The sequence below is a fragment of the Mycobacterium sp. SMC-8 genome (assembly GCF_025263565.1).
Lineage (GTDB): Bacteria > Actinomycetota > Actinomycetes > Mycobacteriales > Mycobacteriaceae > Mycobacterium.
Genome location: NZ_CP079865.1, coordinates 133,762 through 159,950, shown reverse-complemented (window position 1 = coordinate 159,950; position 26,189 = coordinate 133,762). Strand labels below are relative to the sequence as shown.

15 protein-coding genes and 6 pseudogenes are annotated in these 26,189 nt (G+C 65.2%); 11 read left to right on the top strand and 10 right to left on the bottom strand.

Annotation, left to right across the window (positions count from 1 at the left end):
* Positions 1–85 precede the first annotated feature (85 nt).
* A pseudogene (locus tag KXD97_RS00875) lies at positions 86–1,035 on the bottom strand (IS3 family transposase); the annotation flags it as partial.
* A gap of 81 nt (positions 1,036–1,116) precedes the next feature.
* On the opposite strand from KXD97_RS00875, the gene KXD97_RS00870 reads away from it, so the two are divergent.
* Genes KXD97_RS00870 through KXD97_RS00860 form a run of 3 tightly spaced genes read left to right on the top strand, consistent with a single transcriptional unit; the run spans position 1,117 to position 4,408 of the window.
* Positions 1,117–2,886 carry a ferrous iron transporter B gene (locus KXD97_RS00870; protein WP_260755030.1) on the top strand — a complete coding sequence of 590 codons (1,770 nt, stop codon included), beginning with the start codon at positions 1,117–1,119 and terminating at the stop codon, positions 2,884–2,886.
* Positions 2,887–2,892: 6 nt separating this feature from the next.
* A complete protein-coding gene (locus tag KXD97_RS00865; RefSeq protein WP_260755029.1) occupies positions 2,893–3,597 on the top strand; it encodes a NifU family protein in 705 nt (234 codons plus the stop codon).
* Positions 3,488–4,408, top strand: a complete 921-nt coding sequence (locus tag KXD97_RS00860) for a nitronate monooxygenase family protein (protein WP_260758261.1) — start codon at positions 3,488–3,490, stop codon at positions 4,406–4,408. The genes KXD97_RS00865 and KXD97_RS00860 overlap by 110 nt, the downstream gene beginning before the upstream one ends.
* Before the next feature lie 236 nt (positions 4,409–4,644).
* Here the strand turns inward: KXD97_RS00860 and KXD97_RS00855 are convergent, their stop codons facing one another.
* The 4 genes from KXD97_RS00855 to KXD97_RS00840 all read right to left on the bottom strand — a co-directional run bounded on the left by KXD97_RS00855 (position 4,645) and on the right by KXD97_RS00840 (position 8,873).
* Positions 4,645–4,977: a cupin domain-containing protein gene (locus tag KXD97_RS00855; protein WP_260758260.1), complete on the bottom strand. Its 333-nt coding sequence runs from the start codon at positions 4,975–4,977 to the stop codon at positions 4,645–4,647.
* A 53-nt stretch (positions 4,978–5,030) separates the two neighbouring features.
* Entirely contained in the window at positions 5,031–6,257 is a 1,227-nt protein-coding gene (locus KXD97_RS00850) for a globin domain-containing protein (RefSeq protein WP_260755028.1), read from the bottom strand.
* Between the two features lie 466 nt (positions 6,258–6,723).
* Complete coding sequence (locus KXD97_RS00845; protein ID WP_260755027.1) at positions 6,724–7,080, bottom strand: DUF488 domain-containing protein; 357 nt, start codon at positions 7,078–7,080, stop codon at positions 6,724–6,726.
* A 446-nt stretch (positions 7,081–7,526) separates the two neighbouring features.
* On the bottom strand, positions 7,527–8,873 hold the full coding sequence (locus KXD97_RS00840; RefSeq protein WP_396884637.1) for an IS256 family transposase: 1,347 nt from the start codon (positions 8,871–8,873) through the stop codon (positions 7,527–7,529).
* A 55-nt stretch (positions 8,874–8,928) separates the two neighbouring features.
* On the opposite strand from KXD97_RS00840, the gene KXD97_RS00835 reads away from it, so the two are divergent.
* Complete coding sequence (locus KXD97_RS00835; protein WP_313901337.1) at positions 8,929–10,293, top strand: cytochrome D1 domain-containing protein; 1,365 nt, start codon at positions 8,929–8,931, stop codon at positions 10,291–10,293.
* A gap of 258 nt (positions 10,294–10,551) precedes the next feature.
* On the opposite strand, the gene KXD97_RS00830 is transcribed toward KXD97_RS00835, so the two are convergent.
* The 3 genes and pseudogenes from KXD97_RS00830 to KXD97_RS00820 all read right to left on the bottom strand — a co-directional run bounded on the left by KXD97_RS00830 (position 10,552) and on the right by KXD97_RS00820 (position 14,239).
* Positions 10,552–11,127: a DUF6431 domain-containing protein gene (locus KXD97_RS00830; RefSeq protein WP_260751629.1), complete on the bottom strand. Its 576-nt coding sequence runs from the start codon at positions 11,125–11,127 to the stop codon at positions 10,552–10,554.
* Positions 11,128–11,626: 499 nt separating this feature from the next.
* Positions 11,627–12,197, bottom strand: a pseudogene (locus KXD97_RS00825) (SulP family inorganic anion transporter); the annotation flags it as partial.
* A 1,787-nt stretch (positions 12,198–13,984) separates the two neighbouring features.
* The gene (locus KXD97_RS00820) at positions 13,985–14,239 is read right to left on the bottom strand and encodes a hypothetical protein (RefSeq protein ID WP_260755025.1); all 255 of its coding nucleotides are present in this window, start codon (positions 14,237–14,239) and stop codon (positions 13,985–13,987) included.
* A gap of 219 nt (positions 14,240–14,458) precedes the next feature.
* On the opposite strand from KXD97_RS00820, the gene KXD97_RS00815 reads away from it, so the two are divergent.
* Together KXD97_RS00815 and KXD97_RS00810 are read left to right on the top strand one after the other, a co-directional pair.
* Positions 14,459–14,641, top strand: coding sequence for a hypothetical protein (locus KXD97_RS00815; protein WP_260755024.1), 183 nt, complete (start codon positions 14,459–14,461; stop codon positions 14,639–14,641).
* A gap of 524 nt (positions 14,642–15,165) precedes the next feature.
* Positions 15,166–15,369: pseudogene (locus KXD97_RS00810) on the top strand (MFS transporter); the annotation flags it as partial.
* Positions 15,370–15,495: 126 nt separating this feature from the next.
* On the opposite strand, the gene KXD97_RS00805 reads toward KXD97_RS00810, so the two are convergent.
* Complete coding sequence (locus tag KXD97_RS00805) at positions 15,496–16,899, bottom strand: IS1380 family transposase (RefSeq protein ID WP_260752909.1); 1,404 nt, start codon at positions 16,897–16,899, stop codon at positions 15,496–15,498.
* 120 nt (positions 16,900–17,019) lie between these two features.
* Between KXD97_RS00805 and KXD97_RS00800 the strand changes: the two are divergent.
* The 5 genes and pseudogenes from KXD97_RS00800 to narI all read left to right on the top strand — a co-directional run.
* Positions 17,020–18,054 (top strand): annotated as a pseudogene (locus KXD97_RS00800) (MFS transporter); the annotation flags it as partial.
* Positions 18,051–21,743 carry a nitrate reductase subunit alpha gene (locus tag KXD97_RS00795; protein WP_260755023.1) on the top strand — a complete coding sequence of 1,231 codons (3,693 nt, stop codon included), beginning with the start codon at positions 18,051–18,053 and terminating at the stop codon, positions 21,741–21,743. The pseudogene KXD97_RS00800 and the gene KXD97_RS00795, both read left to right, overlap by 4 nt.
* Positions 21,744–21,774: 31 nt before the next feature.
* Entirely contained in the window at positions 21,775–23,439 is a 1,665-nt protein-coding gene (gene narH, locus KXD97_RS00790; RefSeq protein WP_260755022.1) for a nitrate reductase subunit beta, read from the top strand.
* Positions 23,439–24,095 carry a nitrate reductase molybdenum cofactor assembly chaperone gene (gene narJ, locus KXD97_RS00785; protein WP_260755021.1) on the top strand — a complete coding sequence of 219 codons (657 nt, stop codon included), beginning with the start codon at positions 23,439–23,441 and terminating at the stop codon, positions 24,093–24,095. The genes narH and narJ overlap by 1 nt, the downstream gene beginning before the upstream one ends.
* A pseudogene (gene narI / locus KXD97_RS00780) lies at positions 24,088–24,825 on the top strand (respiratory nitrate reductase subunit gamma); the annotation flags it as partial. The gene narJ and the pseudogene narI, both read left to right, overlap by 8 nt.
* Before the next feature lie 71 nt (positions 24,826–24,896).
* Here narI and KXD97_RS00775 read toward each other — a convergent pair.
* Positions 24,897–26,083, bottom strand: a pseudogene (locus KXD97_RS00775) (FAD-binding domain).
* Positions 26,084–26,189: the final 106 nt, after the last annotated feature.

The following is a 26,189-nucleotide window of genomic DNA, read 5'->3' as shown; positions in this document are numbered from 1 at the left end:
CCCCGCCGCCTACCGCCAGTCAAGCATTTTCCTTGCTGGCGTGTCGTTTACGTGCCTGCATTCTCCCGGATTAGCCGGTCAACAGGCATGCACCGACGCGACCCATCGATCCGACCATCCCGTAACGGCCGAGTGCGTGCACGAATCGCCTTGACCTGAACTGAGATCCGCGATCCGAATGCAAGATGCACCCGGCTACATCACCACGGCGAGCCACCGCACTACTGAGCGCTGTGGTGGCCAGCCGGGACTTCATCCGGGAGTCGATCGAGTACCCGACGATGCGGTTGGAGAACACGTCCTTGATCGCACAGAGATAGAGCTTGCCCTCATCGGTGCGATGCTCGGTGATATCGCTGAGCCACAGCTGATTTGGACCACCAGCGGTGAAGTCGCGCTCGACAAGATCATCGTGCACCGGCGGGCTCACTTTGCCGTTCTTGCCGCGCTTCTTGCCGAACACGCTCCACAACCGATGCTGCGAGCAGATCCGCCAGCCGGTGCGCTCGGCCATCGACTCGCCGGCCTCGCGGGCCTCCTCGACCAGATAGCGGTAGCCGAACTCGGGGTCGTCCTTGTGAGCGTCGAAAAGGGCATTGGCGCGATACGCCTCGATGACCTCGGCGTCGGTAATGGGATTGGCCCGCCAGCGGTAGTACGGCTGGCGAGCGAGCTTGAGAACCCGGCACGTCACCGCGACGGGGATCCCGTCGGCGGCGAGCTCACTTACGAGCGGGTAGATCCTTTTCCCGGCAGATTGGCCTGTGACAGATAGGCCGTGGCCCGGCGCAGGACCTCATTCTCCTGCTCCAACAACTTGATCCGGCGCCGCGCCTCACGCAGCTCAGCAGACTCACCAGTGCTCTTGCCGGGCTTGGTGCCCTCATCAACATCGGCTTGGCGCATCCACTTGTGCAAGGTCATCGGGTGCACACCGAAATCAGTGGCGATCTGCTCGATCGTCACACCGTCATCGCGGTTGCGAGCGACCCGCACGACATCGTCGCGGAACTCGCGGGGGTAAGGCCTGGGCACAAGGACATCCTTCCAGCTCGCCCCTGTGGGCAAGCCAACTCAGATGTCACCTATTCCTGCAGCAGACCCAACTATCCTGGCGTGACGGTGACAAGGCGGGTCGGGACGGTCCGGCTGGGCGATCGCAAGGTTGCACTGGAGGACCTGCCCGGCACTTACAGCCTGGAACCCGTCAGCCCCGACGAGCAGGTGGTCAGCGACCTTCTGGAAGGCAAGAATCCCGACGCGCCGCCGCCGGATGCGCTGCTGCTGGTGGTGGATGCGACCACTTTGGAGCGTTCGCTGGTGCTGGTCGGACAGGCGTTGCGGCTGGGCCTGCCCACAGCTCTCGTGCTGACGATGATCGACGAGGTCGAGGCCGGCGGCGGCAGCATCAACATTCCAGCGCTGTCCAACGCCCTGGGCATCGAGGTGATCGGTGCCGTCGGCACCTCGGGCCGGGGCGTGGAATCCGTCCGCGGCCTGCTGGAGAACCCCGCCGGCTGGCCGCGGCCGGTTCTGGAGCCTCCGAGTGACCCCGAGGGCCTGGCCGGGTGGATCGACTCCGTGACGGCCCAGGCGGTCCACGTCGCCGGTGAACGCAATCCGTGGACCGAACGGGTCGATCGAATTCTGCTCCACCCCGGTGTCGGCACGGCGATCTTCGCCCTGTTCATGGTCACCTTCTTCCAGGTGATCTTCGCCTGGGCGGCACCGTTGACCGACGGGATCAACACTTTCTTCGAGTGGCTGGGCGCACTGGCAACGTCGCGCATTCCCAACGAGTTGCTCGCCGGGTTCGTCTCCGACGGGCTGATCGGCGGCGTCGGCTCCGTCCTCGGCTTCGTGCCGCAGATCATCCTTCTCTTCGTGATGATCTCGTTCCTGGAGAACATCGGATACATGTCCCGGGTCGCCCTGGTGATGGACCGGGTGATGGGGGCGGTGGGTCTGGAGGGCCGCAGTTTCGTCGCATTGCTGAGTTCCTACGCGTGCGCCGTCCCGGGCATCATGGCAACCCGGACCATTCCTTCATCGCGGGACCGGATCGCCACGATCCTGGTCTCGCCGCTGATGACCTGCTCGGCCCGGCTGCCGGTGTACACCCTGCTGATCGCCGCCTTCGTCCCGAACACCCCGGTTCTCGGCCCGTTGCGGGCGCAAGGTCTGGTGTTGTTGGGCCTGTACCTGCTCGGCGCCGTTTCGGCCATGGGGCTGGCCGCACTGCTCAAGCGCAGCGTGCTGCGCTCCGACAGCCTGCCGTTCTACCTCGAGCTGCCGCCCTACCGGGTGCCGGGGGCCAAGCAGGTCGTCATCCAGGCCTGGGATTCGGCCAAGATGTTCATCCGCAAGGCAGGCACCATTATCTTGGCCACCACGGCGGTGCTGTGGGTCCTGCTCAACGTTCCCCGCGTCGAGGCCCCGGCGGACCTGACGCCGCCGCAGGCGGCGGCCCACCAGATGGAGAACAGCGTCGCCGGCAAAATCGGCACCGCCATGGTGCCGGCCTTCGCCCCGCTGGGTTTCAACTGGGAGATCAACGTGGCTGTGCTGTCGTCGTTGTCGGCCCGCGAGGTGTTTGTCTCCACACTGGGGCAGATCAGCGCCGCGGAGAGAGATGAAGACCAGAGCATCTCCGATGCTTTGAAGGCCAAGACCCGAGCCGACGGCAAGCCCCTCTACTCGCCGGGCACCGTGGCCGCCATCCTGCTGTTCTTCGCCTACGCGTTGCAATGTATGTCCACGGTCGCGGTGATGCGGAGGGAGACGAATTCCTGGAAATGGCCACTCACAGCCTTCGCAGGGCTTCTGGTCATCGCCTATACCGCCGCATTCATCGGCAACCGCGTCTTCACCATGATCGCCGGGTAGCGCACCATGTCCCAGACCGATCCGGACCGACCCCGACCCCGAACACAGCTGCGGCTGCATGCCGAACGAACCGCGGATCCCGACACCATCCGATTCGTGATCGCGGCACTGGGATGGTCCCCGGACGGCCGGTGGACGCCCGAAGCGCCGGACGGCTGCCCCGGCAAGTTGGCGCAGCTGCTCGAACAGGGCCGGCTCGCCCGCATCGAGGTCCGTGGTGAACAAGCCCACCTCACCCGCTGCCGGCCTGGGGATCAATGGGCCACGCTCGCGCCGGTCTGCCGCACGGTGATCCTTGAGGAAATCGACGCCGTCGACGACCTGGCCCGGGCCCGCAACATCGTCGCCCGCAGCACCGGCGAGGTAGCGCTGTCCCACGGCGGCGGCCTGCGCATCGTGTCGCTCACCGACGATGCCGTGCAGGTCGCGATGGACGGCGCCTGCCGCGGATGTCCCGCCTCGGAACGGACCCTGCGCGACGGCGTTCTCCACGACCTTCGCCGCGCCGGCATCGACGTCAGCGTCCTGCAGGTAAGCGGAATGAGCCTGTGCGACGCTGATGAGCGATATGAACAGACTTTCCACGCCGTGGGCGGCGGCGATGGGCCTGTCCGCCCCGATCCTCAACGCTCCGATGGGTGGCGTCGCCGGTGGGGCGCTGGCGGCAGCGGTCACCCGCTCCGGTGGCTTGGGCATGATCGGGATCGGTAGCGCGGGGTCAACCGCGCTGCTGCAGCGGGAACTCGCGTACCTCTCGGACGTTGACAGCCCGTTCGGCATTGGATTGATCGGCTGGGGAGTGCGGGTCGAGCCCGCCCTTCTAGAGGCTGCCCTGGCGTCGCGGCCTGCGTTGCTGTCGGTGAGTTTCGGCGAGGACTGGTCATGGGTGGAACGCGCCCGAGGCAGTGGGTCCGTCACCGCAACTCAAGTCGCTGACCTCGACGGCGCACTGAGGGCCGTCGACGCCGGGGTTGCGGTGCTGGTGGCCCGCGGCGCGGAGGGCGGCGGGCACGGCCAGCCGCTGAGGGGGACTCTGCCGCTGCTTCGCGAGCTTCTCGAACGGGTGGACGTGCCGGTGCTGGCTGCTGGGGGCATCGCATCCGGGCGCTCCCTCGCCGCGGCCCTGGCAGCCGGGGCATCCGGAGCGTGGATAGGCACCGCGTTCGCCGCCTGTCGTGAATCCACTCTCTCCGACGCCGCGCGCGAGGCGATGATCGCAGCGGACGGTACCGACACCGTCGTCACCCGGGCTTTCGACATCGCGCTGGGCTATCCATGGCCCGCTTCGATGCCCGAACGGGTGATCGGTAACGGGTTCACCGACGCCTGGGACGGCCGCGAGCATGAGTTGGCCGCCGACCATGGCGCGCTCGCCCACGTGCGTACCGCCATCGCTGACGGCGACTACCGACTGGCGCCGGTCAACGCCGGCCTGGGCGTCGGCGACGTCGTCGCCGTCGAACCCGCGGCCGCCGTCATCGCACGACTCTGCGCGGAAGCCTGGGACGCCCTGCGGCGCTGACCAGGACCGAACCGACCGACCGACGACCAACCCGCTGCTGCCGGGTCGCAAAACACCTCTTCGACCTGCTGAGGAGCTCGGCCTGATCTGAAGCTTCAAGAACCGGCCGAAACATTCAACCCCAAACCAAAAGGAACTTTTTAGAACAACGAGTGCACCACTGCGAACTCGACCGCGGGCATGCGTCGTATCTCGACACGACACCCTCCCGCAACTTTGGCTGGAGCAGGGTCTACTCAGGGCAGCTTGGCCACAGTCAGCAAGATGGCTGAGTCCTCGAGCGCCAGCACCCCATGGCGGGCATTAGGAATTTCCAGCAGGTCACCGGACCGCCCCTCCCATGCGTTGCCTTCGGATGTCAGGCGGACCCGTCCCCGCAACACATGCAACGTGGCTTCTCCAGGGTTGTTGTGTTCGCGTAGCTCAGCGCCTTTCATCATGCCCACCACCGTCTGGCGCAGCACTCGCTCATGACCGCCGACTACCGTGTCGGAGGCAACTCGCCCGCCGTGTGCGGCAGCCAGTTCGAGCTGCTGGGCGGCCAGCGCGTCGAGCGAAAATCGTTGCACGGAAATCAGTATGTCACCCGCGAAGTTCATTCAGATGGTCGGCTGGGTGCCGACTATCCGGCGTCTTCGGCCGAGTCGGGGTTCTGTGCCCACAGGTCCGGCCCGAACACTTCGTAGTGAATCCGTTCGCCTGAGATGCCCTTGTCGAGCAGGGCCCTGCGGGTTGCCCGCATGAACGGCAGGGGACCGCACATGAAGACGGTGGCGTCAGAGGGGATCTGGATGTCTGAGAGATCCATGTAGCCGGGTAGGGCCGGATGCAGGGTGGGTGCGGACTCGGCGTCCTCCTCGTACCAGTTCTGCGCCTTGGCGTCGCCCATGGCCAGCACCTGGCGGCGCAGGTGGGCGTACAAGGCGTGGTTGCGATGTGAGGTGTCGGCGTGGAAGATCCGCACTTGGCGGTCGGGCTGACGGCGCGAGAGGTCCTCGACGATGGCCGCGATCGGTGTGATGCCGATACCGGCCGAGACCAGCACCAGGGGGCCGTCGGACTCATCGAGTATCAGATCACCGCATGGCTGCGAGACATCCAGAACGGCGCCGGGTTTGGCGTTGTCGCCCAACCAGTTCGACACCTGGCCGTCTGGAGCCCCGCCGACGCCACGGACACGCTTGATGGTCACCCGGAGCGAGTCGCCGCGGGGTCCGGATGAGATCGTGTATTGACGTGGCTGCCGCTCGCCGCTGGGTAGGTCGACGGCGATCGCGACGTACTGGCCCGTGTGATGTTCGGGGGTCTTTCCCTCAACGGGCGCGAGGATCAGCGAGAAAATTTCCGGGCTCTCGTCGAGTCGCTCGACGACCCGGTACTTGCGCCACGGCCGTTCGGGGTCGGTACCGCCCAGCGCGTAAAGTTTGGCCTCCTCGGCGATGAGCTGACAGCCGAAGAGCCAGTAGACCTCATCCCATGCGGCGGCAATCTCGGGGGTGACGGCCTCACCGAGGACGTCACCGATTGCCCACATGAGGTGGTGGCCGACAATCGGATACTCGTACGACTTGATCCCCAGTGACACGTGCTTATGGGCGATCCGGCGCATGACCGGACCGAAGTCGGGCGCGTTCGGGTCGATGAGGTTCACGGCGTAGGCGACGACGCTGGCCGCCAGCGCGCGCGGCTGCTCGCCGATCGCCTGGTTCGCCTTGTTGAACACCCGCATCAACTCAGGGTGCGCCGCGAACATATGCGGGTAGAACCGCGTGGTGATCTCGACGGAGTTGTCGGCGACGACGCCGGCAGTCGCCTTGACGACGGCTGTGGACTCAGCAGACAACAACATGTGGGCTCCTCTGTTAGGTGGACTGCGACGAACACGGTCGCGGCGACGACCAGAACTGTCCGAACTCTAATAGAGACGCTGCTTTGGCAAATCTTCGGTCTCGGGTGGCGCAGCGCCCCGGTCGATTCCCACGGTTCCTCACGTCGCCTTCAGAACAACCTCACAAACGGCTCCGCGGTCGTTCAGCCCGTAGGTCGACACAGTCGCCCACTCCGCTGCGTCGGCTTCCGTGCCACGTCTGGGGTTCAGGACGCTATGGCCGCACGCTATGGCCGCAGAAAAACCGTACCGGTGTCGGACTTGCCATGAACACTGCAAGTCCTCGACGGACGAGTCCTTCTCAAGGCGAGCGACGTGTCCTGGAATGGGGGCCAAAGCTGAACACGACTTCGTCAACGTGCTCGCCGTGCGGGAACTCGCCGGGCGGCCGGGCGTCATCGACGGGCTGCGGTGGCGGCGCCGCCGCTCAACTCAGCATCTCGGCAAGCACGGTGGCTTCGCTGATGTCGACGGCCTTGCTCGCCGTAAGCAGGGTGAGGTTTCGGTCCTTGGCCAGGATCCGCAGATGTGCCAGCGCCTCGGCCCGTTCGGGTTGGGTCAGTTCGTCGTGGTAGCGGCGGGTGAACTCGGTGAAACGTTGCGGGTCGTGGTGATACCACGTGCGCAGCTCGGTGGATGGCGCGATCGTCTTGCACCACTCGTCGAGCTCCGCTTTCTCTTTGGTCATGCCGCGCGGCCAGATCCGATCCACCAGTACGCGGTTCCCGTCCCCGGGGGCCGGGTCGTCGTAGACGCGGCGCACCTGCACCTTGTGTTTGCTCATTGCTGCTCCTGTACGTGGGCCGGCTGGCGGCTCCCGCGATCGGTCGGGCGGACGGTTCGTTTGCATTGGTGCGAATCGCATCCATCTCCTACTGTCCCCTTTCATGCGGTGCGCTGATCAGCGTGTGCCGGGATTGACTGCCCGTCAGTCCTCGTGGTGGATCAGCGCGGCGAGGACGTCGCGGTGGTAGCGGGAGATCACGTTCACAGCCTCTGAAATCGCCACGGCCGGGGACCATATGCCCTAGCCCCGACACTGACTGGTAGCCAACACTTGCAGAGCACGGTGGATGGACACAAGGGGTGTGGCGACGATGTACGACGGCGACCACTGGATGTGGGGGCACGGCTGGGGCGGGGGTTGTCTGGGTACCCATCAGCGTGGTGATGGTGCTGATTCTGGTGGCAATGGTCAGAGCTTGTCAAGGTTTCTGTGTAGGTGGCGGTTTACAGGTAGGGGTTGATGCGGTCGGGGTAGTTGAGAACGAGGGCTCCGAGGGCTTGTTTCCAGCCGTTGGTGCGGGCTCCTTCGACGAGGCGGTTGTGGCGTGAGCGGTCACCGGTGGCGAGGGGGTCGTCGATGAACTTTTGACGTTCTCGGGCGCGTTTGTCTTCTATGTTGCAGATCGCCAGCCACAGCAGTTTCACTGCGGCCTGGTCATTGGGGAAATGGCCGCGGTTCTTGATGATTTTGCGCAGTTGGTAGTTCAGCGATTCGATCGCGTTGGTGGTGTAGATGATGCGCCGCAACTCCGGCGGGAACGCCAGGAACGGGATGAACCGCTCCCAGGCGTTACGCCAGGCAATCACTGTCGTCGGATTCGACTGCCCCAGAGCGGAATTGGCGAATTCTTCGAACGCCTCAGCCGCGGCGTCGACCGTCGGAGCGGTGTAGATGGTCTTCAGTGCCGCCGCGATCGTCTTGCGCTGGCCGTAGGACACGAACCGCATCGAGTTACGGATCAGATGCACCACGCAGGTCTGCACCGTGGTCTGCGGCCAGGTCGCCTCGACGGCTTCGGCGAACCCGGTCAGCCCATCAGTGCACACAATCAGGATGTCCTTGACGCCGCGATTAGCCAACTCAGCACACACCCCGGCCCAGAACTTCGCGCCTTCGTTGGCGGTCACCCAGATCCCCAACACGTGGCGGATGCCGTCGAGATCGACACCGATAGCGATATGGGCCGCTCTGTTCTTGACCTGGTGGCCGTCGCGGATCTTGATGACCAAAGCGTCGAGGTAGACGATCGGATAGAGCTCCTCGAGCGGCCGTTTCTGCCATTGGGTGACCTCCTCGAGCACCGCGTCGGTGATCTTGGAGATCGTCTCGTGGGAGAGCTCGGTGCCGATCGTGGCGGCCAGATGATGCTGGATATCGCGGATGGTCATCCCGCCGGCGTAGAGCGAGATGATCATGTCGTCGAGGCCGCCCAGGCGCCGCGAACCCTTGGGGACCAGCGTCGGGCGGAAGCTGCCGTCACGATCGCGTGGGATCGCCAATCCGACGTCGCCGACCTCGCTGGCCACCGTCTTGGGTGTGAACCCGTTGCGGGCGTTGGGCAGCTCCCGCCCGATCGGATCGCCCTTGTCATAGCCCAGATGCTCGGTCAGCTCGGCAGCCAGTCCGCGCTCCAAGACAGCTTTGACCATCTCGGGCAGAAACCCACCCTGCCCGGTCAACTGCAGCTGGCCGGCATCAATCCTGGCCAACACGTCATCCAACACCCCTGCAGCGCGAAGCTGCTCCACAGCATCAGCACCAGAGAGCTGCTCTTCAGCGGTCATATCCATCGATAGTGCTCCATCCACTAGGAGCCACAGCTACACAAACCATCTGACACGCCCAATGGTCACGGCGATCGTTTTCGGCATCCGATATTTGATTGCCTCGCAACAGGTCTCACCGCAACCGGCCGCCAACATTGCAGACAACTCGGAGAGTCTGCTCACCGAGCGGTTCGCCCGAGGTGGGATCGACGAAACGAATATCGCAGTCGTATGGCCGTTTTATGCGAGCACCGTTGATCATCATTGGCCTACCGATATCAATCCGCCATCCAGCACGTCGCACCGGTATGGGGGGACTTTCATGAGGATTGAACTCCGGACAGCCGTGGCGGCGACGGTGCTCGGTGTTGTTCTGGCAAGCTGTTCGGCGGTATCGGATGCGCCGCAGCCGTCACCGCCAACGCCAGCCACCGAATCCGCCCGGTTTGGAGGGTCTGTCTGGGTGGCTGAAGAAGGCGACAACAGCCTGACGGTCCTCGACGCGGCCAGGAATGTGGTGGCCACGACCCTCACTGGCCTGGCAGGGCCGCATAACGTTCAAATCGGCCATGACGGCCACACGGTGTATGCGACCAGTAGCGCCAACATGGTTGTGGCCATCGACACCAAGACCTACCAAGTGGCCGCAGCCGCGGCCACCGGACCCGCTCCCGCACATGTGATCGAAGCGCCCAACAAGAAGATTTATGTAACCAATTCGGGTGACGGCACCGTGTCGGTGTATCAGGGCGCCGACCTGCAGCAAATAGGCCGCATCGACGTGGGAGGCACCCCACACGGTCTGCGCTCCGCTGCCGACGGCTCGGTGATCGTTATCGCCGACCCAGTGACAGGGACGGTGGAGCTGATCGACCCCGGCACGGATCAAGTTACGGGCAGCATAGCCGTGGGCAGCGGACCAGCGCAGGTAGCAGTCAGCTCCGACGGCCGTTACGCCTACACCGGAACCACTGAACCCCCGGCGGTGGTGAAGGTCGATTTGACTAGCCGCACAGTGGTCGGCAGCGTCGCCGTTCCGACGGCCCCGGTGCAGCTATACCTGACCCCCGATGAATCGACCGTGATCTCAGCTGACCAAGGCACCCGGGAAGCTGCTGGGCACACCGTCTCGTTGATCGACACGACGGCGATGACCCTGCTCCGCGCCGTTAGCACCGGCGCAGGCCCACACGGGGTGGTCATCGACCCCACCGGCACCCACGCCTGGGTCACCAACAGCTACGACGACACCGTGTCCGTCATCGACATACCAACTCAGTCAGTGATGGCGACAATCCCTGTAGGCATGGGCCCCAACGGCATCAGCTACTCACCACGGCCACCGGCTCCCAGCGGCGCCGCCATCGCACTGAACATTCCTGCGCTGCCCGCGACCAGCGCCGACGACCCGCAGCCACCGTCAAACCACCACGGACACGGCTGAACGGCAGTCGGTTTTCCAGCCTCGCGCGTTGCCGGGCTGCGCCAGCGACAAACTCAGCATCCGCACGGCTGCTAGATACCGTGTTGGCCGTCGCTCAGGATGCAGACGATGGCGTCACTGTGGATGCAGACGTGATTTCGGGGGTCGGTCTGCATTGTGACGGGGTAATCGTCGCGGCGACGCGGTGGTCGTCATGGTGACGACTGTCGGCAGGCATGGTGATGACGCCCCCGGCGGCAGCGCGGGGACGTCGGAGGGTCAGCCGGGTGGCGCCAGAAGGCGGCCGCGGGTGTACATCCCGATCAGGGTCCACGGCGGCTCACCGAGGGCGTAGCGGCGGCGGTCCCAGTAGGCCGCTGCCGACAACAGCGACAGCGCGTGGTGCAACATGTTCCCTCGGTAGCGCAGCGCGGTGAACGTGTCGGGGTCCAGGGCGAGCAGCTGCTCGGTCCCGTCGCGTGCGAGACGGTCCAGGTGCTCTGGCGGTAGTCGGCGAAGCCAGCGGCGCACGGTGGACACCGGCCGCCCCATGGTCGCCGCGATACGCCGGTGTCCGAGTCCATTTGCTTTGTGCAGCAATGCTGTTCCAATCACTGCGGTGGTGTCGGCATGGCGTGGCTGCAGAGCGGCGGGCATCACGATATGCGTTGACGAGCAGGACCGGCATCGCGTGCGGCGGGGGCGCACCGTGATCGTGGTCCCGTCGTGATCGCGCACGGAGCGCCGCCTGCCGTAGCCCCAAGAAGTCAGCTGGCCGTCGCGGCACCGCGGGCAGCGGAGTTCGCCGGCGGCGAGCAGTTTCTCGGCCAGTTCGCCGGTGCGCGCGACGATCACCGCAGAGCCAGTCCATGATCCACCAGCCTTACCTATCACCCGGGAACCGGGATAGGGGTCAGTTCGTGTTGGGCGACCGCAGAATCGACGCGTCCGCCGTCACCGATTGTGACGATCTCGGGATTCGGCATCGCGCCGGAGCCGAAATGGACTCTGCGCGAGCAGACCAGCGCGGGGTCCGTTCGTGGGCACGCTGATGATGCAGACGACCGCCGTCCCCGACCCGGGATTTCGACAACTTCAATGACGATCACCCCCGCCGTGGTCGTCACACAGAGGGACGGTCAACAGATACCGAGGGCTCCTTTACGTAAGAGCGAGCAGATGTCGTCGGCGAGAAGCTCGATCGCCTCGTCCATGGACGCGGTGAACAAGCGTCCCAACCGAGAACGGCCCGCTGTCGCGCTGGCGGCCGCGGTTTCGACCGCCGATGCACTAACCGTGGCCTCAATGTGACGGTCTGCACCAGGACCGTTGTTCGTGAACGAGGCGATGGCTGCTGGCCGATCATCGCGCAACCACCCATGCCCCCGAAAAAGCCGGTCACGACATTGGCGACACCCTGACCCCAGGCCTCGCGGGTCTTGTTGCTGTGGGTGTCGGTGATGTCATCGACCAGCTTGGCCGTCAACAACGACTCCAGCAGTCCCACCAACGCCATCGCCAGCGCGTAAGGCGCGATGAGTGTCAGGGTCGACCAGGTCAACGGCACGTCGGGAAAGAACAGGGACGGAAGGCTCGAGGGCAGCTCGCCCTCGTCTCCCACCGTGGGGATCTGCACGGAGAAGACGATCGCCGCAAAGCGGTCAGGAGCACGATCGCGACCAACGGTGCGGGAACGATCGTCGTCAGCTTCGGCAGGAAAACCATGATGATCAGGCCGACGGCCACGAACGGGTACACCAGCGCGGGCACCCCCAGTAGATCGCGGGCACCCCCAGTAGATGGGGTAACTGTGAGGTGAAGATCAAGATTGCCAGGGCGTTGACGAAGCCGACCATGACGCTGCGCGGAATGAACCGCATCAACCGTGCGACCCCCAGAACGCTGAGCAGGATCTGGAACACCCCGCAAGCAGCACCGCCGCCACATCACGGCCGCAGTCGAGACTGTCGCCGGGAATCGAGCCTCGCAGCGCCGTCTCGCCCGGGCGTTGCATGAGAACCCGGCTCTGTTGACTTCAGGGATTGCTGAGGGGCCGCCGATGGTTGACGGCTTAATCCGCTTTCTCCGCGATTGCGGCGCAACACAGTTGGTGCAACCGCTATGTGGAAGCTGCGGAAAGCCTCAACGACAAATGTCCAAGTACAACAGCGGCGGGGTACGAATCTGCGTCACCTGCGATAACCGTGCAGTCGGACGATTTGACCCTCAACCCTGCGCGAACTGCGGAAAGGTTCTCACGCCACGCACCCGTGACAGGAACGGTGGGCCGCGATGTGAGTGGTGCCCGCCTGAACCCGACGTTGACCACGTCGAGGTGATCTGTGAACTCGTCACAGCGGTCCGCCCGATTGACGACCGAGCGGCGTTGAAGAAGCTAATCAATGAATGTGTACGGCAGCCGGCCCGACGGCGCCAGCTGGCATGGGACCTTCAGGACAACCCCACACTGCTCACTGGCCAGGCAATCTCCGGCTCGCCGACAGTGCGCCGGCTGATATTGGCGTTGCGCAAGCACGGAATCGACGTCACAGCTCCCTGCTGCCCCTTTTGCGGGCACACCAGACGCCTCGAGTCGTTGCGTGACGGACAACCGTGCTGCCATAGCTGCTATCAGGACACGCGCCGCACATCGTGCACCCGATGCGACAGAGAACTGCCGATCGCCGCTCGGACTGTGGACGGTGATCCGCTGTGCTGGGCGTGCACCCAGCGGGCCGAGTTCAATCACGAAATCTGCGCCGTATGCGGTGATTTCAAACCCATCGGCACGCGCCGCGGTGGTCGCCCCACATGCTTTGACTGTCGCACGATGCCGCTCGCCCTGTGCTCCACGTGCGAAATGACAAGGCCGTGCTACTTCCCTGACTCGGCCACGCCGCGATGCCTCAACTGCACACGCCTAGCGAAAGCCATTCCGTGCTCCAAGTGCGGCGGGATCCGACCCGTCAGCACCCGCGAAGAAACAGGAGAACCGCTGTGCAGCAATTGCTCTCGCCGCCGTGAGCATTGCGGAAGATGTGGCCGGTTTCTGCCCGTGACCGCTCGAATTGGCGCTGAGCCATGCTGCTGGAACTGCGTGAAGAAGGAGCCAGCACTGTTTCGATTCTGCACCGAGTGCGGAGTTTTCGGGCGAATGCGCCAGGCCGGACGCTGTGACGGCTGCGCAGCCAATCACAAGCTCATCGGTATGCTGGCTGGCTCATCGGGCGGCGTTCCGCGTCACCTCAAGCCGGTACACGAAGCGCTGACCGCCAGCCCGGGCCATTCCCTCTTCACCTGGCTCACAGGCACGAACGCAACCACGCTGCTATCGCAACTAGCGGCCGCGCCGGGACCAGTCAGTCACAACACACTGGACGACCTTTCACCTTCCCGAGGCGCGCGGTGGCTGCGCCACGCACTCGTCACCCACGGCGTTTTGCCGGTGCGCGACGAACACCTTCATGCCTTGGAGCGGTGGCTGCACACAAAGCTTCCCGAGGTAGCCGATTCAAACGAACGGCGCCTGCTCACAGGCTATGTGACGTGGTCACATCTTCGCCGGCTTCGTTCGGCGAGGAAGCCGACATCGCCGGGTCAAAGTGCCAGTATCCGCGACGAGGTTAAAAGCATCGTCAAGTTGCTCCAGTGGCTGCATGGCCGCGGCGTGGAGCTGAGCGACTGCACGCAGCCCGACGTCGACCAGTGGTGCCTACAAGGCGGGCGAATGCCGTTGCGAGCGCGAGGTTTCGTCGCGTGGTGCGTTCAGCGACGATACCTGCCGCCGGTAGCGATCCCCGCGCCTCAAGTAAGGCAGGACCGTCATTTGCTCGATGACGATCACCGCTGGGCCGTAGCCCGGAACCTCCTGCAATCCGACACTGTCGCCGTCGTTGACCGTGTAGCCGGCCTTCTTGTTCTGCTCTACGGTCAAAGCACCAGTCGCATCGTGCGATTGACGGTTCACGACGTGATTGACACATCGGTGCTTGTGCAGCTTCGCCTTGGGGCCGAGCCCGTCGCCCTGCCGAGCCCCCTCGATGACCTATTGCGACAACTCGTCATTCGGAGGCGTGGGAAAGCTGCGGTCGGTCACTCGGACGCTCACGACTGGCTATTCCCCGGAGGCGATCCGGGTCAGCCATTGCATCCGTTGGCTCTATCACGCCGGCTCCGAGATGCGGGCGTGTCGGTTCGCGACGGCCGCAACACCGCGTTGATGCACATGGCCTCGACGCTGCCGGCCAAAGTGCTCAGCGATCTACTCGGAATCAGCGCAACATCAGCCGCACTGTGGAACTCGTTCGCAGGATCCGGCAACGCCGAGTACGCCGCAGCCCTGGCGCGCAGGCAAACCACCGAGGCTTGAGACCGGCCTGCTCTCCCACTAGATCAGCTGACGGCGAGCGCCAAGATCGTAGTTAGTGCTGCAGCGCAGCACTCGGCCGGCTTTGTGGGCGTACCTACGGGCTGGTCGACCAAAACCTCCCAGTGCGTTTTGTCCCCGACTGTCACGAAACTAATTCACCTGTAGGTGCTTGCTGAACCCCTTTGGTCGTGGCGTTTCGTACACGCGATTCAGGGAACCCACGATCGTGTGCCGGGTAGGGACGTTGGTCCCTTTTTGTGAAGGCCAACGCCGGTATCGTGCCGCCGGGGGGTCAGTCATCCTCAGGGTGTGCTTGGGAGCGAACCGGCCAGAGATGACCGTGCGAATGATGAGCGGAGCCCGATGATCGCGGCGCCCGCTCACGAGGGTCACGGCACCACCAGCGCCGGAAACACGGTGAGAGGCGACGCGCGACGTTCAACAACGCTTTCGTACGGTGTTGGGGCACAGTCTTTTTGGCTGAACTGTTCACCTCACGCCCGAGAGGTGGTTCTCTTGTGGGTGTGAACACGGCGACCACGCCGGACACCGGCGCTCGGCGAAGTTTGAACCTGGTGCTGGCCACCTGGGTCTCCGCAATCAACTTCTGGGCCTGGAACATGATCGGCCCGCTGTCCACCACCTATGCCAGCGACCTGTCGTTGAGCAGTACCGAGGCCTCCATGCTGGTCGCGACGCCGATTCTGGTCGGGTCCTTAGCCTCGATCCACTGATGAATTGGGGTAGGTGTGCCTCGCTGGGCTGTTGAGGGCTGGTCCTGGTCGCGGGCAGGGGGTATCTGCTGGTCTGTCCAGCTGTTCCTGTGCGCTCCGGTCGGGCCTTTCGGCATATGGTCAGGTGGTGGCGATTTCTGGTGGGCTGTAGCCGATGGTGTTGCGCCACAACGTGAGCCAGTGCTCTGTCCAGGGCCAGTGCGCTGGTAGGTGCAGGATAGGTTGGCGTTGCGGACGGGCCAGGCGGGCCGGGATAGTGATTATCTTGCGGCGCAGTGTCGCCCCGCGGGCGACCGCGTGGGCACCTCCGGCCAGGACGCCGACGGCGCGCAGCAGGTTGTGGGCGATCGCGGCGCACAGGATCCAGGCCGAGTTCGCGCCGAACCGCCCCGAGGGCATGTGCGCCAAAGGTCCGTCGATGAGGTCGGCGAACACGGTTTCGATGATGGCGTGGCGGCGATGAGTGATGTCAGCGGCGTCGACGGGTTCGTCGGAATTGGTGAAGAACGGGTGGTACCGCCACACCGGAAACAGCGCATCGAGGAACCGCGCGTCTTTGACCCGGCGCACGACCAACCGGGCGGTCACCGGAGTCTTGGTGGAACCGAAGGCTGTGTAGGTGGTTTCGGCGACTTCGGCATCGGAGATCCAGGCGCCGGTGTCGGGGTCACGCACAGCACCGGGATAGTTCACCGGGGTCCACGCGGTCTCGGGAATTGCGTCAATGGCGGCGGCAACTGCGGCGGTCTTGGTCAGCACCAGCGAGAACCGGACACCTGCTCGGTGGCAGGCGGTGACCACGGTGCTATTGCCGTAGGCCGAATCGCCACGCACCAGGATCTGCCCGGTGACCCCGGCAGCACGGGCGGTAGCGGCCGCTTGAGCGATCATGCGGGCTGCGCCCTTGCCGGAGTTGGCCTTGCCCGCCCGCAACCTCGCCCCGGCGATCACCGGCGCACCGTGGTCGGTGCTGATCGTGGTGATCAACGGTGAGAGGCCTTTGCGCAGGATCTGCCTGCCGGCGATCTTGGTGTGTCCGTAGCTGGCGCCCTGCTTGGCGTGCCCGTAGACCGGGCGTAGTAGTGAGTCGATGTCGATGAACGCCCGTCCGTCGGCGCCGGGCAACAGATCGACACGCCCGCACAGCGCGGCCAGGTGTTCGCGCAGGACAGATTCGAGCTGGCGGGCATGCCCGAAGGTGAACTCCCGCAATAAGGTTCCGATCGTCGACGGGGCGTACACACCACCGAAGAGGGTCTTCATCCCACCCGAGCGCACAACGTCTAGGTCATCAATGCTGTCCGCGCCGGCGCACATCCCGGCGATCAGCGTGGTCAGCTTCGGTGACGGATGGGCCGCACCCGAACGGATCCGCTCACAGGTGAACCGGATCTTGTCGGCCAATAGCTGCGACAGACCGGTCTGGCCGGCCAGGGTCATCACCGGCACCAGCCCGGCGCACGACACGAGATGTGCATCATCGAAGACCGCCGACGACACGGCGAACCTATGGGACACTTGCACCGGAAGTGCCTTTCTGAACGTGGGCTGATCGAAGTGTGGTAACTCCAATCATCCCAGCTCAAAGGGCACTTTCCTTACATCAACACCCTCCGAACAGGCGATTCATCGGTGGATCGAGGCTTAGGCCGGATCGTCATCGGGTCGCTTACCGACCGGTTCGGTGGGCGGACGATGTTCATCGCCGTGTCCGTCGCATCGATCGTGCCGGTGCTGGCGGTTGGGGCGGCAGGAACGGCCGGGTCCTATCCGCTGTTGCTGGTGTGCGGTTTCTTCCTGGGCATCGCCGGAACGATCTTCGCGGTCGGTATCCCGTTCGCGAATAGTTGGTTCGAGGCGTCGCGGCGCGGCTTTGCGACGGGCGTGTTCGGCATGGGAATGGTGGGCACTGCGTTGTCTGCGTTCTTCACACCGCGGTTCGTGCGCTGGTTCGGTCTCTTTACTACTCACGTCATCATCGCGGTCGCGCTCGCGCTCACTGCGGTGGCGTGCATTTTGGTGATGCGTAACTCTCCCCGTTTCAGCCCGAACACCGGTCGTGTGATGCCGAAGCTGGTTGCTGCGGCCAAGCTGCCGGTGACCTGGGAGATGGCGTTCCTGTACGCGGTGGTCTTCGGTGGATTCGTGGCGTTCGCCAACTACCTGCCCACCTACATCAAGACGATCTACGGGTTCTCCGCGATTGATGCGGGCGCGCGCAGCGCCGGTTTCGCGTTGGCCGCCGTATTGGCCCGGCCGGTCGGCGGCGCGCTAGCCGACCGGATCGCACCCAAGTACGTCGTGTTGGCGTCGTTCGCGGGTACGGCGGTGATGGCGTTCGTCGCCGTGTTCCAGCCGCCGCCGGATGTGTGGTCGGCGGCGACATTCATCACGCTGGCGATCTTCCTGGGCATTGGCACCGGCGGCGTGTTCGCGTGGGTGGCCCGGCGCGCACCGGCCCAGTCCGTGGGGTCGATCACCGGCATCGTCGCCGCGGCGGGCGGGCTGGGCGGCTACTTCCCGCCGCTGGTGATGGGCGCGACGTACGACCCCGTGGGCAACAACTACACGGTCGGGCTGCTTCTTCTGGTGGCCACTGCGCTGGTCGCTCTCGGCTACACCGTGTTTCGGCTGCACGCACACGAACCGGCCACTCAAACGAAGGGCGTTGCGACGTGACGAGGACACCGCGCACCGGCGGGCCGATCGAGGAACTGCTCGAACGTAGCGGGCGGTTCTTCACCCCCGGCGAGTTCTCCGCCGATCTGCGGACCGTCACCCGCCGCGGCGGCCGGCAGGGCGACGTGTACTACCGCGACCGCTGGAGCCACGACAAGGTGGTGCGCTCCACCCATGGGGTCAATTGCACCGGGTCGTGCTCGTGGAAGGTCTACGTCAAGGACGGCATCATCACCTGGGAGACCCAGGAGACCGATTATCCCTCGGTCGGCCCGGACCGGCCAGAGTACGAGCCCCGTGGCTGCCCGCGCGGCGCGGCGTTTTCCTGGTACACCTATTCGCCCACGAGGGTGCGATATCCGTACGCGCGCGGCGTTCTGGTCGAGATGTACCGGGAGGCCAAGGCGCGCCTGGGCGATCCGGTGTTGGCGTGGGCCGACATCCAGGCCGATCCCGAGCGCCGCCGCCGGTACCAGCGGGCCCGCGGCAAAGGCGGGCTGGTGCGGGTGACGTGGTCCGAGGCGACGGAGATGATCGCCGCCGCCCACGTTCACACCATCAGGACCTATGGGCCGGACCGTGTCGCCGGCTTCTCGCCGATCCCGGCAATGTCGATGGTCAGCCACGCCGCCGGATCCCGCTTCGTCGAACTGCTCGGCGGCGCGATGACGTCGTTCTACGACTGGTATGCCGACCTACCCGTGGCCTCGCCTCAGGTGTTCGGTGATCAGACCGATGTGCCGGAGTCCGGGGATTGGTGGGACGCGTCGTATCTGATGATGTGGGGCTCCAACGTTCCGGTGACCCGCACTCCGGATGCGCACTGGATGGCCGAGGTGCGCTACCGGGGCACCAAGGTCGTCAGCGTCAGTCCGGACTACGCCGACAACACCAAGTTCGCCGACGAGTGGATGCCCTGCGCGGCGGGCACTGACGGCGCGCTGGCGATGGCCATGGGTCACGTGATCCTCTCGGAATGCTTGGTGCAGCAGCGTGTCCCGTTCTTCGTCGATTACGTGCGCCGCTTCACCGACCTGCCGTTCCTGGTCAAGCTCGAGGAACGTGACGGCGCCCTGGTGCCGGGCAAGAACCTCACGGCAGCCGATCTCAGGCATGAGGTCGAGAATGCCGCGTTCAAGCCGGTGCTGCTCGACGGGGCCACCGACAGCGTCGCCGTGCCACACGGGTCGCTGGGATTCCGTTACGGCGACGAGGGCGTCGGCAAGTGGAACCTGGACCTCGGCGACGTGGCGCCGGCGCTCACGGTCGCACCGCGGCATGGCGAACACGGCGAGACCGCGCTGATCCAGCTGCCGCGCTTCGACACCGTCGACGGGCATGGCGAGTCTCTCGCCCGAGGGGTGCCCGTGCGGCGGGTGGGCGAGCACCTGGTCTGCACCGTTTTCGACCTGATGCTGGCCCAATACGGGGTGGCCCGGCCCGGGCTGCCCGGCGACTGGCCCACCGGATACGACGACGCCAGTCAGCCGTATACCCCGGCCTGGCAGGAGCCGATCACCGGAGTGTCTGCGGCGCAGGCGATCCGGATCGCCAACGAGTTCGCCCGCAACGCCGAGGAATCCGGCGGCCGGTCGATGATCATCATGGGCGCCGGGATCTGCCAATGGTTCCACGGCGACGCCACCTACCGCGCCGTGCTGGCGCTGCTGCTACTGACCGGGTCGATGGGCCGCAACGGCGGCGGCTGGGCACACTACGTCGGCCAGGAGAAATGCCGGCCAGTCACCGGGTGGGCCACCATGGCGATGGCCACCGACTGGTCCCGGCCGCCGCGACAGATGGCCGGCACGTCCTATTGGTATGCCCACACCGACCAGTGGCGCTACGACGGCTACCGCGCCGACGCGTTGGCCAGCCCACTGGGCCGCGGCCGGTTTACCGGGAAACACACCATGGATGTGCTGGCCTCCGCGGTGGCGATGGGCTGGACGCCGTTCTATCCGCAATTCGACCGATCCAGCCTGGACGTCGCCGACGAGGCGCGCAACGCCGGCAGGGAGATCCCCGAGTATGTCGCCGAGCAGTTGGCATCAGGGAAACTCAAGCTCGCCGTCACCGATCCCGACGATCCGGCGAACTGGCCGCGGGTGCTCAACGTGTGGCGGGCGAATCTGCTCGGCTCGTCGAGCAAGGGCAACGAATACTTCCTGCGCCATCTGCTGGGCACCACCTCGAACGTGCAGGCGGGGCTCACCCCGGAGGCGCTGCGGCCCAACGATGTGACGTGGCCCGACGACGTCCCGGAGGGCAAGCTCGACTTGTTGATGTCGATCGACTTCCGAATGACGTCCACGACATTGCTCTCGGATGTGGTGCTACCCGCGGCCACCTGGTACGAGAAGGCCGACCTGTCGAGCACCGACATGCATCCCTTCGTCCACGCGTTCAGCCCCGCTATCGACCCGCCGTGGGAAACCCGCTCGGATTACGAGGCGTTCGGCGCCATCGCCCGCGCGTTCAGCACGCTGGCCATCAAACACCTGGGCACCCGCACCGATGTCGTACTCGGTGCCCTCCAGCACGACACCCCGGGCGCCATGGCGTACCCCTCGGGTACTCAACATGATTGGCGGATCGCTGGAGAGGTGCCGGAGCCGGGCAAGACGATGGGTCCGCTGGCGGTGGTGGAGCGCGACTACACCGCCATCGCCGAGAAGTGGTCGACGCTGGGGCCGCTGGTCGACAATCTGGGTGTCACCACCAAGGGCATCACCACCCACCCGGCCCAGGAAGTCGAGGAGCTGGCCGCCAAGTTCGGCGTGATGGATTCCGGCCCGGCACAGGGCCGCCCGGCGATCACCTCGGCCGAGCGGATGGCCGACGTGATCCTGGCACTGTCGGGCACGTCGAACGGTCGTCTGGCCGTCGAGGGTTTCCGGGAACTGGAGAAGCGCACCGGGCGGCCCCTGGTGCATCTGGCCGAGGGCAGCGAGGAACGCCGCATCACCTACGCCGACACCCAGGCCCGCCCGGTGCCGGTGATCACCAGCCCGGAGTGGTCGGGCAGCGAAACCGGTGGACGCCGGTACGCGCCGTTCACCGTGAACATCGAGGAGCTCAAGCCTTTCCATACGCTTACCGGCCGGATGCACTTCTACGTCGACCACGACTGGCTCGAAGAACTCGGGGAGCAGATGCCCACTTACCGGCCGCCGTTGGACATGTCGCGGTTGTTCGGCGAGCCGGAGGTCGGTGACCAGAAGGACGGAATCGGGCTAACCGTGCGGTACCTGACCCCGCACTCGAAATGGTCGATCCACTCGGAGTATCAGGACAACCTGTTGATGCTGTCGCTGTCGCGCGGCGGCCCGACGATGTGGATGAGCCCGGCGGACGCCGCCAAGATCGAAGTGCGCGACAACGATTGGATCGAGGCGGTCAACCGCAACGGCGTGGTGGTCTGCCGCGCGATCGTGTCGCACCGGATGCCCGAGGGTGTGGTCTTCGTCTACCACGCCCAGGAACGCACCATCGACGTGCCGCTGTCGGAGACGACCGGAAACCGCGGCGGCATCCATAATTCGCTGACCAGGCTGCTGATCAAGCCCAGCCACCTGGCCGGTGGCTACGCACAGAACACATTCGCGTTCAACTATCTCGGCCCGACCGGAAACCAACGCGACGAGGTGACGGTGGTTCGCCGTCGCAGCCAGAAGGTTGAGTACTGATGCGCCGAGTGAAGAATGAGCGAGGCAGACGATGAAGGTCATGGCACAGATGGCGATGGTGATGAACCTCGACAAGTGCATCGGCTGCCACACCTGCTCGGTGACCTGCAAGCAGGCCTGGACCAACCGGGCCGGCACCGAGTACGTGTGGTTCAACAACGTCGAAACCCGCCCCGGCCAAGGCTATCCGCGCACCTACGAAGATCAGGAGCGCTGGCGCGGCGGCTGGATACGCGATCGAAAGGGGCGGCTGCGGCTGCGCGACGGCGGCCGGCTGCACAAGCTGCTGCGGATCTTCTCCAACCCGAAGCTGCCCAGTATCGACGACTACTACGAGCCGTGGACCTACGACTACGAGAACCTCATCAACGCGCCGCTCGGTGAACAGATGCCCGTCGCGCCGCCGCGCAGCCTGATCAGCGGCAAGCCGATGAAGGTGTCGTGGTCGGCGAACTGGGACGACAACCTGGCCGGCTCGCCCGAGATAGTGCCCGGCGACCCGATCCTGAAGAAAGTCAGCGAACAGGTCCGCCTCGAGCTCGAACAGACCTTCATGTTCTACCTGCCGCGGATCTGCGAGCACTGCCTGAACCCGTCGTGCGTGGCGTCGTGCCCGTCCGGGGCGATGTACAAGCGCACCGAGGACGGCATAGTGCTCGTCGATCAGGACCGCTGCCGCGGCTGGCGCATGTGCGTGTCTGGATGTCCCTACAAGAAGGTGTATTTCAACCACAAGACCGGCAAGGCCGAGAAGTGCACGCTGTGCTACCCGCGGCTCGAGGTCGGCCTGCCCACCGTGTGCTCCGAGACGTGCGTGGGCCGGCTGCGCTACCTGGGGCTGGTGCTCTACGACGTGGACCGGGTGACCGAAGCCGCGTCAGTGGTAGACGAGAAGGATCTGTATGAGGCGCACCGGCAGATCCTGCTCGACCCGACCGATCCGGAGGTCATCGCCGGGGCGCGCGCGGAGGGCATCTCCGATGAGTGGATCGAGGCCGCGCAGCGCTCGCCCGTGTACGCGTTGATCAACACCTACAAGGTCGCGCTGCCGCTGCATCCGGAATTCCGGACCGTTCCGATGGTGTGGTACATCCCTCCGCTGTCGCCGGTGGTCGACGCCGTCAGCCGTGACGGTCACGACGGGGAGGAGCTCGGCAACCTGTTCGGAGCGCTGGAGGCGCTGCGCATTCCCATCCAGTATCTGGCCGAGTTGTTCACCGCCGGCGACACCACGGTGGTGGAGGGGGTGTTGCGCCGGCTGGCCGCGATGCGGTCCTACATGCGCGATATCAATCTTGGCCGCGAAACACAGCCGCATATTCCGCAGGCGGTCGGGATGACCGAAGAGCAGATGTATCAGATGTACCGTTTGTTGGCGCTGGCGAAATATGAAGAGCGGTACGTGATTCCCACCGCGTACGCCGCTGAAGGCAAGCAGCTCGAAGAATCCGCCTGCTCATTGTCGTTCGACGGCGGGCCGGGCATGTACGAGTCCGGTCCGTTCGGTGAGGCCAGCGGCGGCCCGGTGCCGGTGGCGGTGGAGACGTTCCATGCGCTGCGGCAACGGCAGACCGACGAGGGGATGGCCGCCAACGCCGAGCACCCGTCGCGAGTGAACCTGCTCAACTGGGACGGCCGCGGTGTACCCGACGGCATATTCCCCGGCGGGCACGGCAACGGGAAGGCGCCACGCTGATGAAGCTGCTGACCCGCGCCCCGAAGCAGACGCTGCAGGACCGATTGATATGGCAGTCGGCCTCACTGCTGCTGGCCTACCCCGACGATCGGTGCGCCGAGCGACTCGACACCGTGGAGCGCCTCCTGAATCAGGTCACCGGCGGGGCGGGCGAACTGCTGGCCCTGACCGCGGCGACGCTGCGGGCATCCGATCCGCTGCGCGCGGCCGCCGACTACGTCGAAACCTTCGACCTACGGCGCCGTACGACGATGTACCTGACGTACTGGACCGCCGGTGACACCCGCAACCGCGGCAGCGAAATGCTGGCGTTCGCAGCGGCTTACCGTGCCGCCGGTGTTGATCCGCCTCGCGATGAGGCACCGGATTATCTGCCGGTGGCGCTGGAGTTCGCCGCCACCGTCGACCCCGACGCCGGGCGGCGATTGCTCACCGAGCACCGGGTGCCGATCGACGTGCTGTGCACGGCATTGACGGACATGGATTCGCCGTACGCGCACACCGTCGCCGCGGTGTGCCAGACGTTGCCGGCGGCCACCGACCGCGATGTGCAACGCGCGCGGCATCTCACGCAAGCCGGGCCGCCTGCCGAAGCCGTTGGGCTGCAACCGTTCACGTTGACCGTGCCGCCTCGGCGGCCCGAAGGAGACCGGTGAGATGCTGGGCGAAGCCTTTTGGAACACGGTGCCGTATGTGACGCTGGCCATCGTGGTGGTCGGCACCTGGTGGCGATACCGCTACGACAAATTCGGCTGGACCACCCGCTCCTCGCAGCTCTACGAGTCACGACTGTTGCGAATCGGCAGTCCGATGTTTCACTTCGGCATCCTTGTCGTCGTCGCCGGCCACGTCATCGGCCTGCTGATCCCGGAGTCCTGGACCGCCGCAATCGGGATGAGCGAGCACGCCTACCACGTGCAGGCCGTGACGCTCGGCACGATCGCGGGGATCACCACCCTGGCCGGCGCCGCGCTGCTGATCTACCGACGCCGCACCCGCGGACCGGTGTTCATGGCCACCACCGTCAACGACAAGATCATGTACGTCGTGTTGGTGCTGGCCATCGTCGCCGGCCTCTACGCCACGGCGCTGGGTTCGGGCGTCGTCGGCGAGGCCTACAACTACCGCGAATCGGTGTCGGTGTGGTTCCGCTCCATCTGGGTGCTGCAGCCCCGCGGTGACCTGATGGCCGAGGCGCCGCTGTATTACCAGCTGCACGTGATGATCGCGTTGGTGTTGTTCGCGCTGTGGCCATTCAGTCGACTGGTGCACGCGTTCAGTGCACCAATCGGCTATCTGTTCCGGCCCTACATCGTCTACCGCAGTCGCGAGGTGGCAGCGAAGGACGAGTTGGTGGGGTCGCACCCGCGGCGGCGAGGCTGGTGACGCCATCTGATCGCATCGTTAACGAAATGCGGGACCGACGCGCACGCTGCCGGTGTGGGCCCCGTGACGGGTCATGTGCTCATGGTCGGGTAGTTCGGCAATTCGAAGTCGTCGCGCACGCTTCGGGTGAGGAGCAGCTCGGCGAGCGGACGGAAGTTCATCGTTCTCATGGCCAGGTTGCGAAACCAGATGCCCAGCCTCGTCTGTGTCGCGAAGACAGGAAGATATTTCTGGGCGGCGCCTTGTTTGGCTTCGACAAAATGGCGCAGTCGCGTCTCGTAGGCGTCGAAAGCCCGCCGGTAATCCCCACGGGCACAAGCGAGTTCGCCCGCTAGCACATAGGCCTCTGTCATCGCCAGACCGGTGCCCTCGCCGGCCAGCAAGGAGACACAGGCGGCTGCGTCGCCGACGAGCGCGGTCCGGCCACGCGACCAGCGGTCCAGCCGGATTTGGCTGACGACATCGAAGTACAGATCATCGACGCCGTCCAGCGCTGTAAGGATGTGGGGGCATTCCCAGCCTGCAGCACCGTATTCGCGGCGCAGAATCTCCTTGCGCGCCTCAACGTTGCCGGGGTCGGCGGCGTGGCTAGAGCGGAACACGAACAGAAACAAGGTACGATCGCCCCGCAGGGTAAACCGTCCGATAGATCGACCCGGCTCGCTGTAGGTCACTTAGACCAGGTCATCGCGGGGCCGATACGTCTCGACAACACAGGCGGCGACCCGGCAGCCCAAATAGTGTTCGACGTCTGACTCGGGCCCGAACGTCAGGCGACGCACGTTGGAGTGCAACCCGTCGGCACCGATGACGAGGTCAAATCCCGGGACTTGGCTTGGGCGAAGCTGACATTCACGCCGTCGGGGTGTTCGTTGATGGCGGTGATGGAATCACCGAAGATCGTTTCGACGTCGTCTTCTATGGTGGCGTAGATGGTGGCGGCCAGGTCCCCGCGCGGCAGGCTGGTGAAACCGGCGCCAGTTGCGCGCCGGAAAGCGTCGACGCCCACGCTGGCTCGCACTTGATTGTCGGGCCCGACCGAGCGGATCGACTGCACCTGGTAGCCGGCCTCGCGGATGGCCGCCTCGATCCCCATCAGTTGCGCGACGCGGTAGCCCACTCCCCAGAAGTCGATCACGTAGCCGCCGGTGCGAAAGTGCGGCGCTCGCTCGATCAATGTCGGCTCGTGGCCGCTTCGGTGCAGCCAGTGCGCGAGCGCCGGCCCCGCCACACCAGCTCCGCTGATCGCAATTTTCAAAGCCTCAGCTCCTCTGACCGATCAGATAGCGATGTTATCGATGACCACTAAACCTCGATCCGTGGACTTGAGTGATTGATGTGTCTGCCATGGCTGGTTGTCGTTT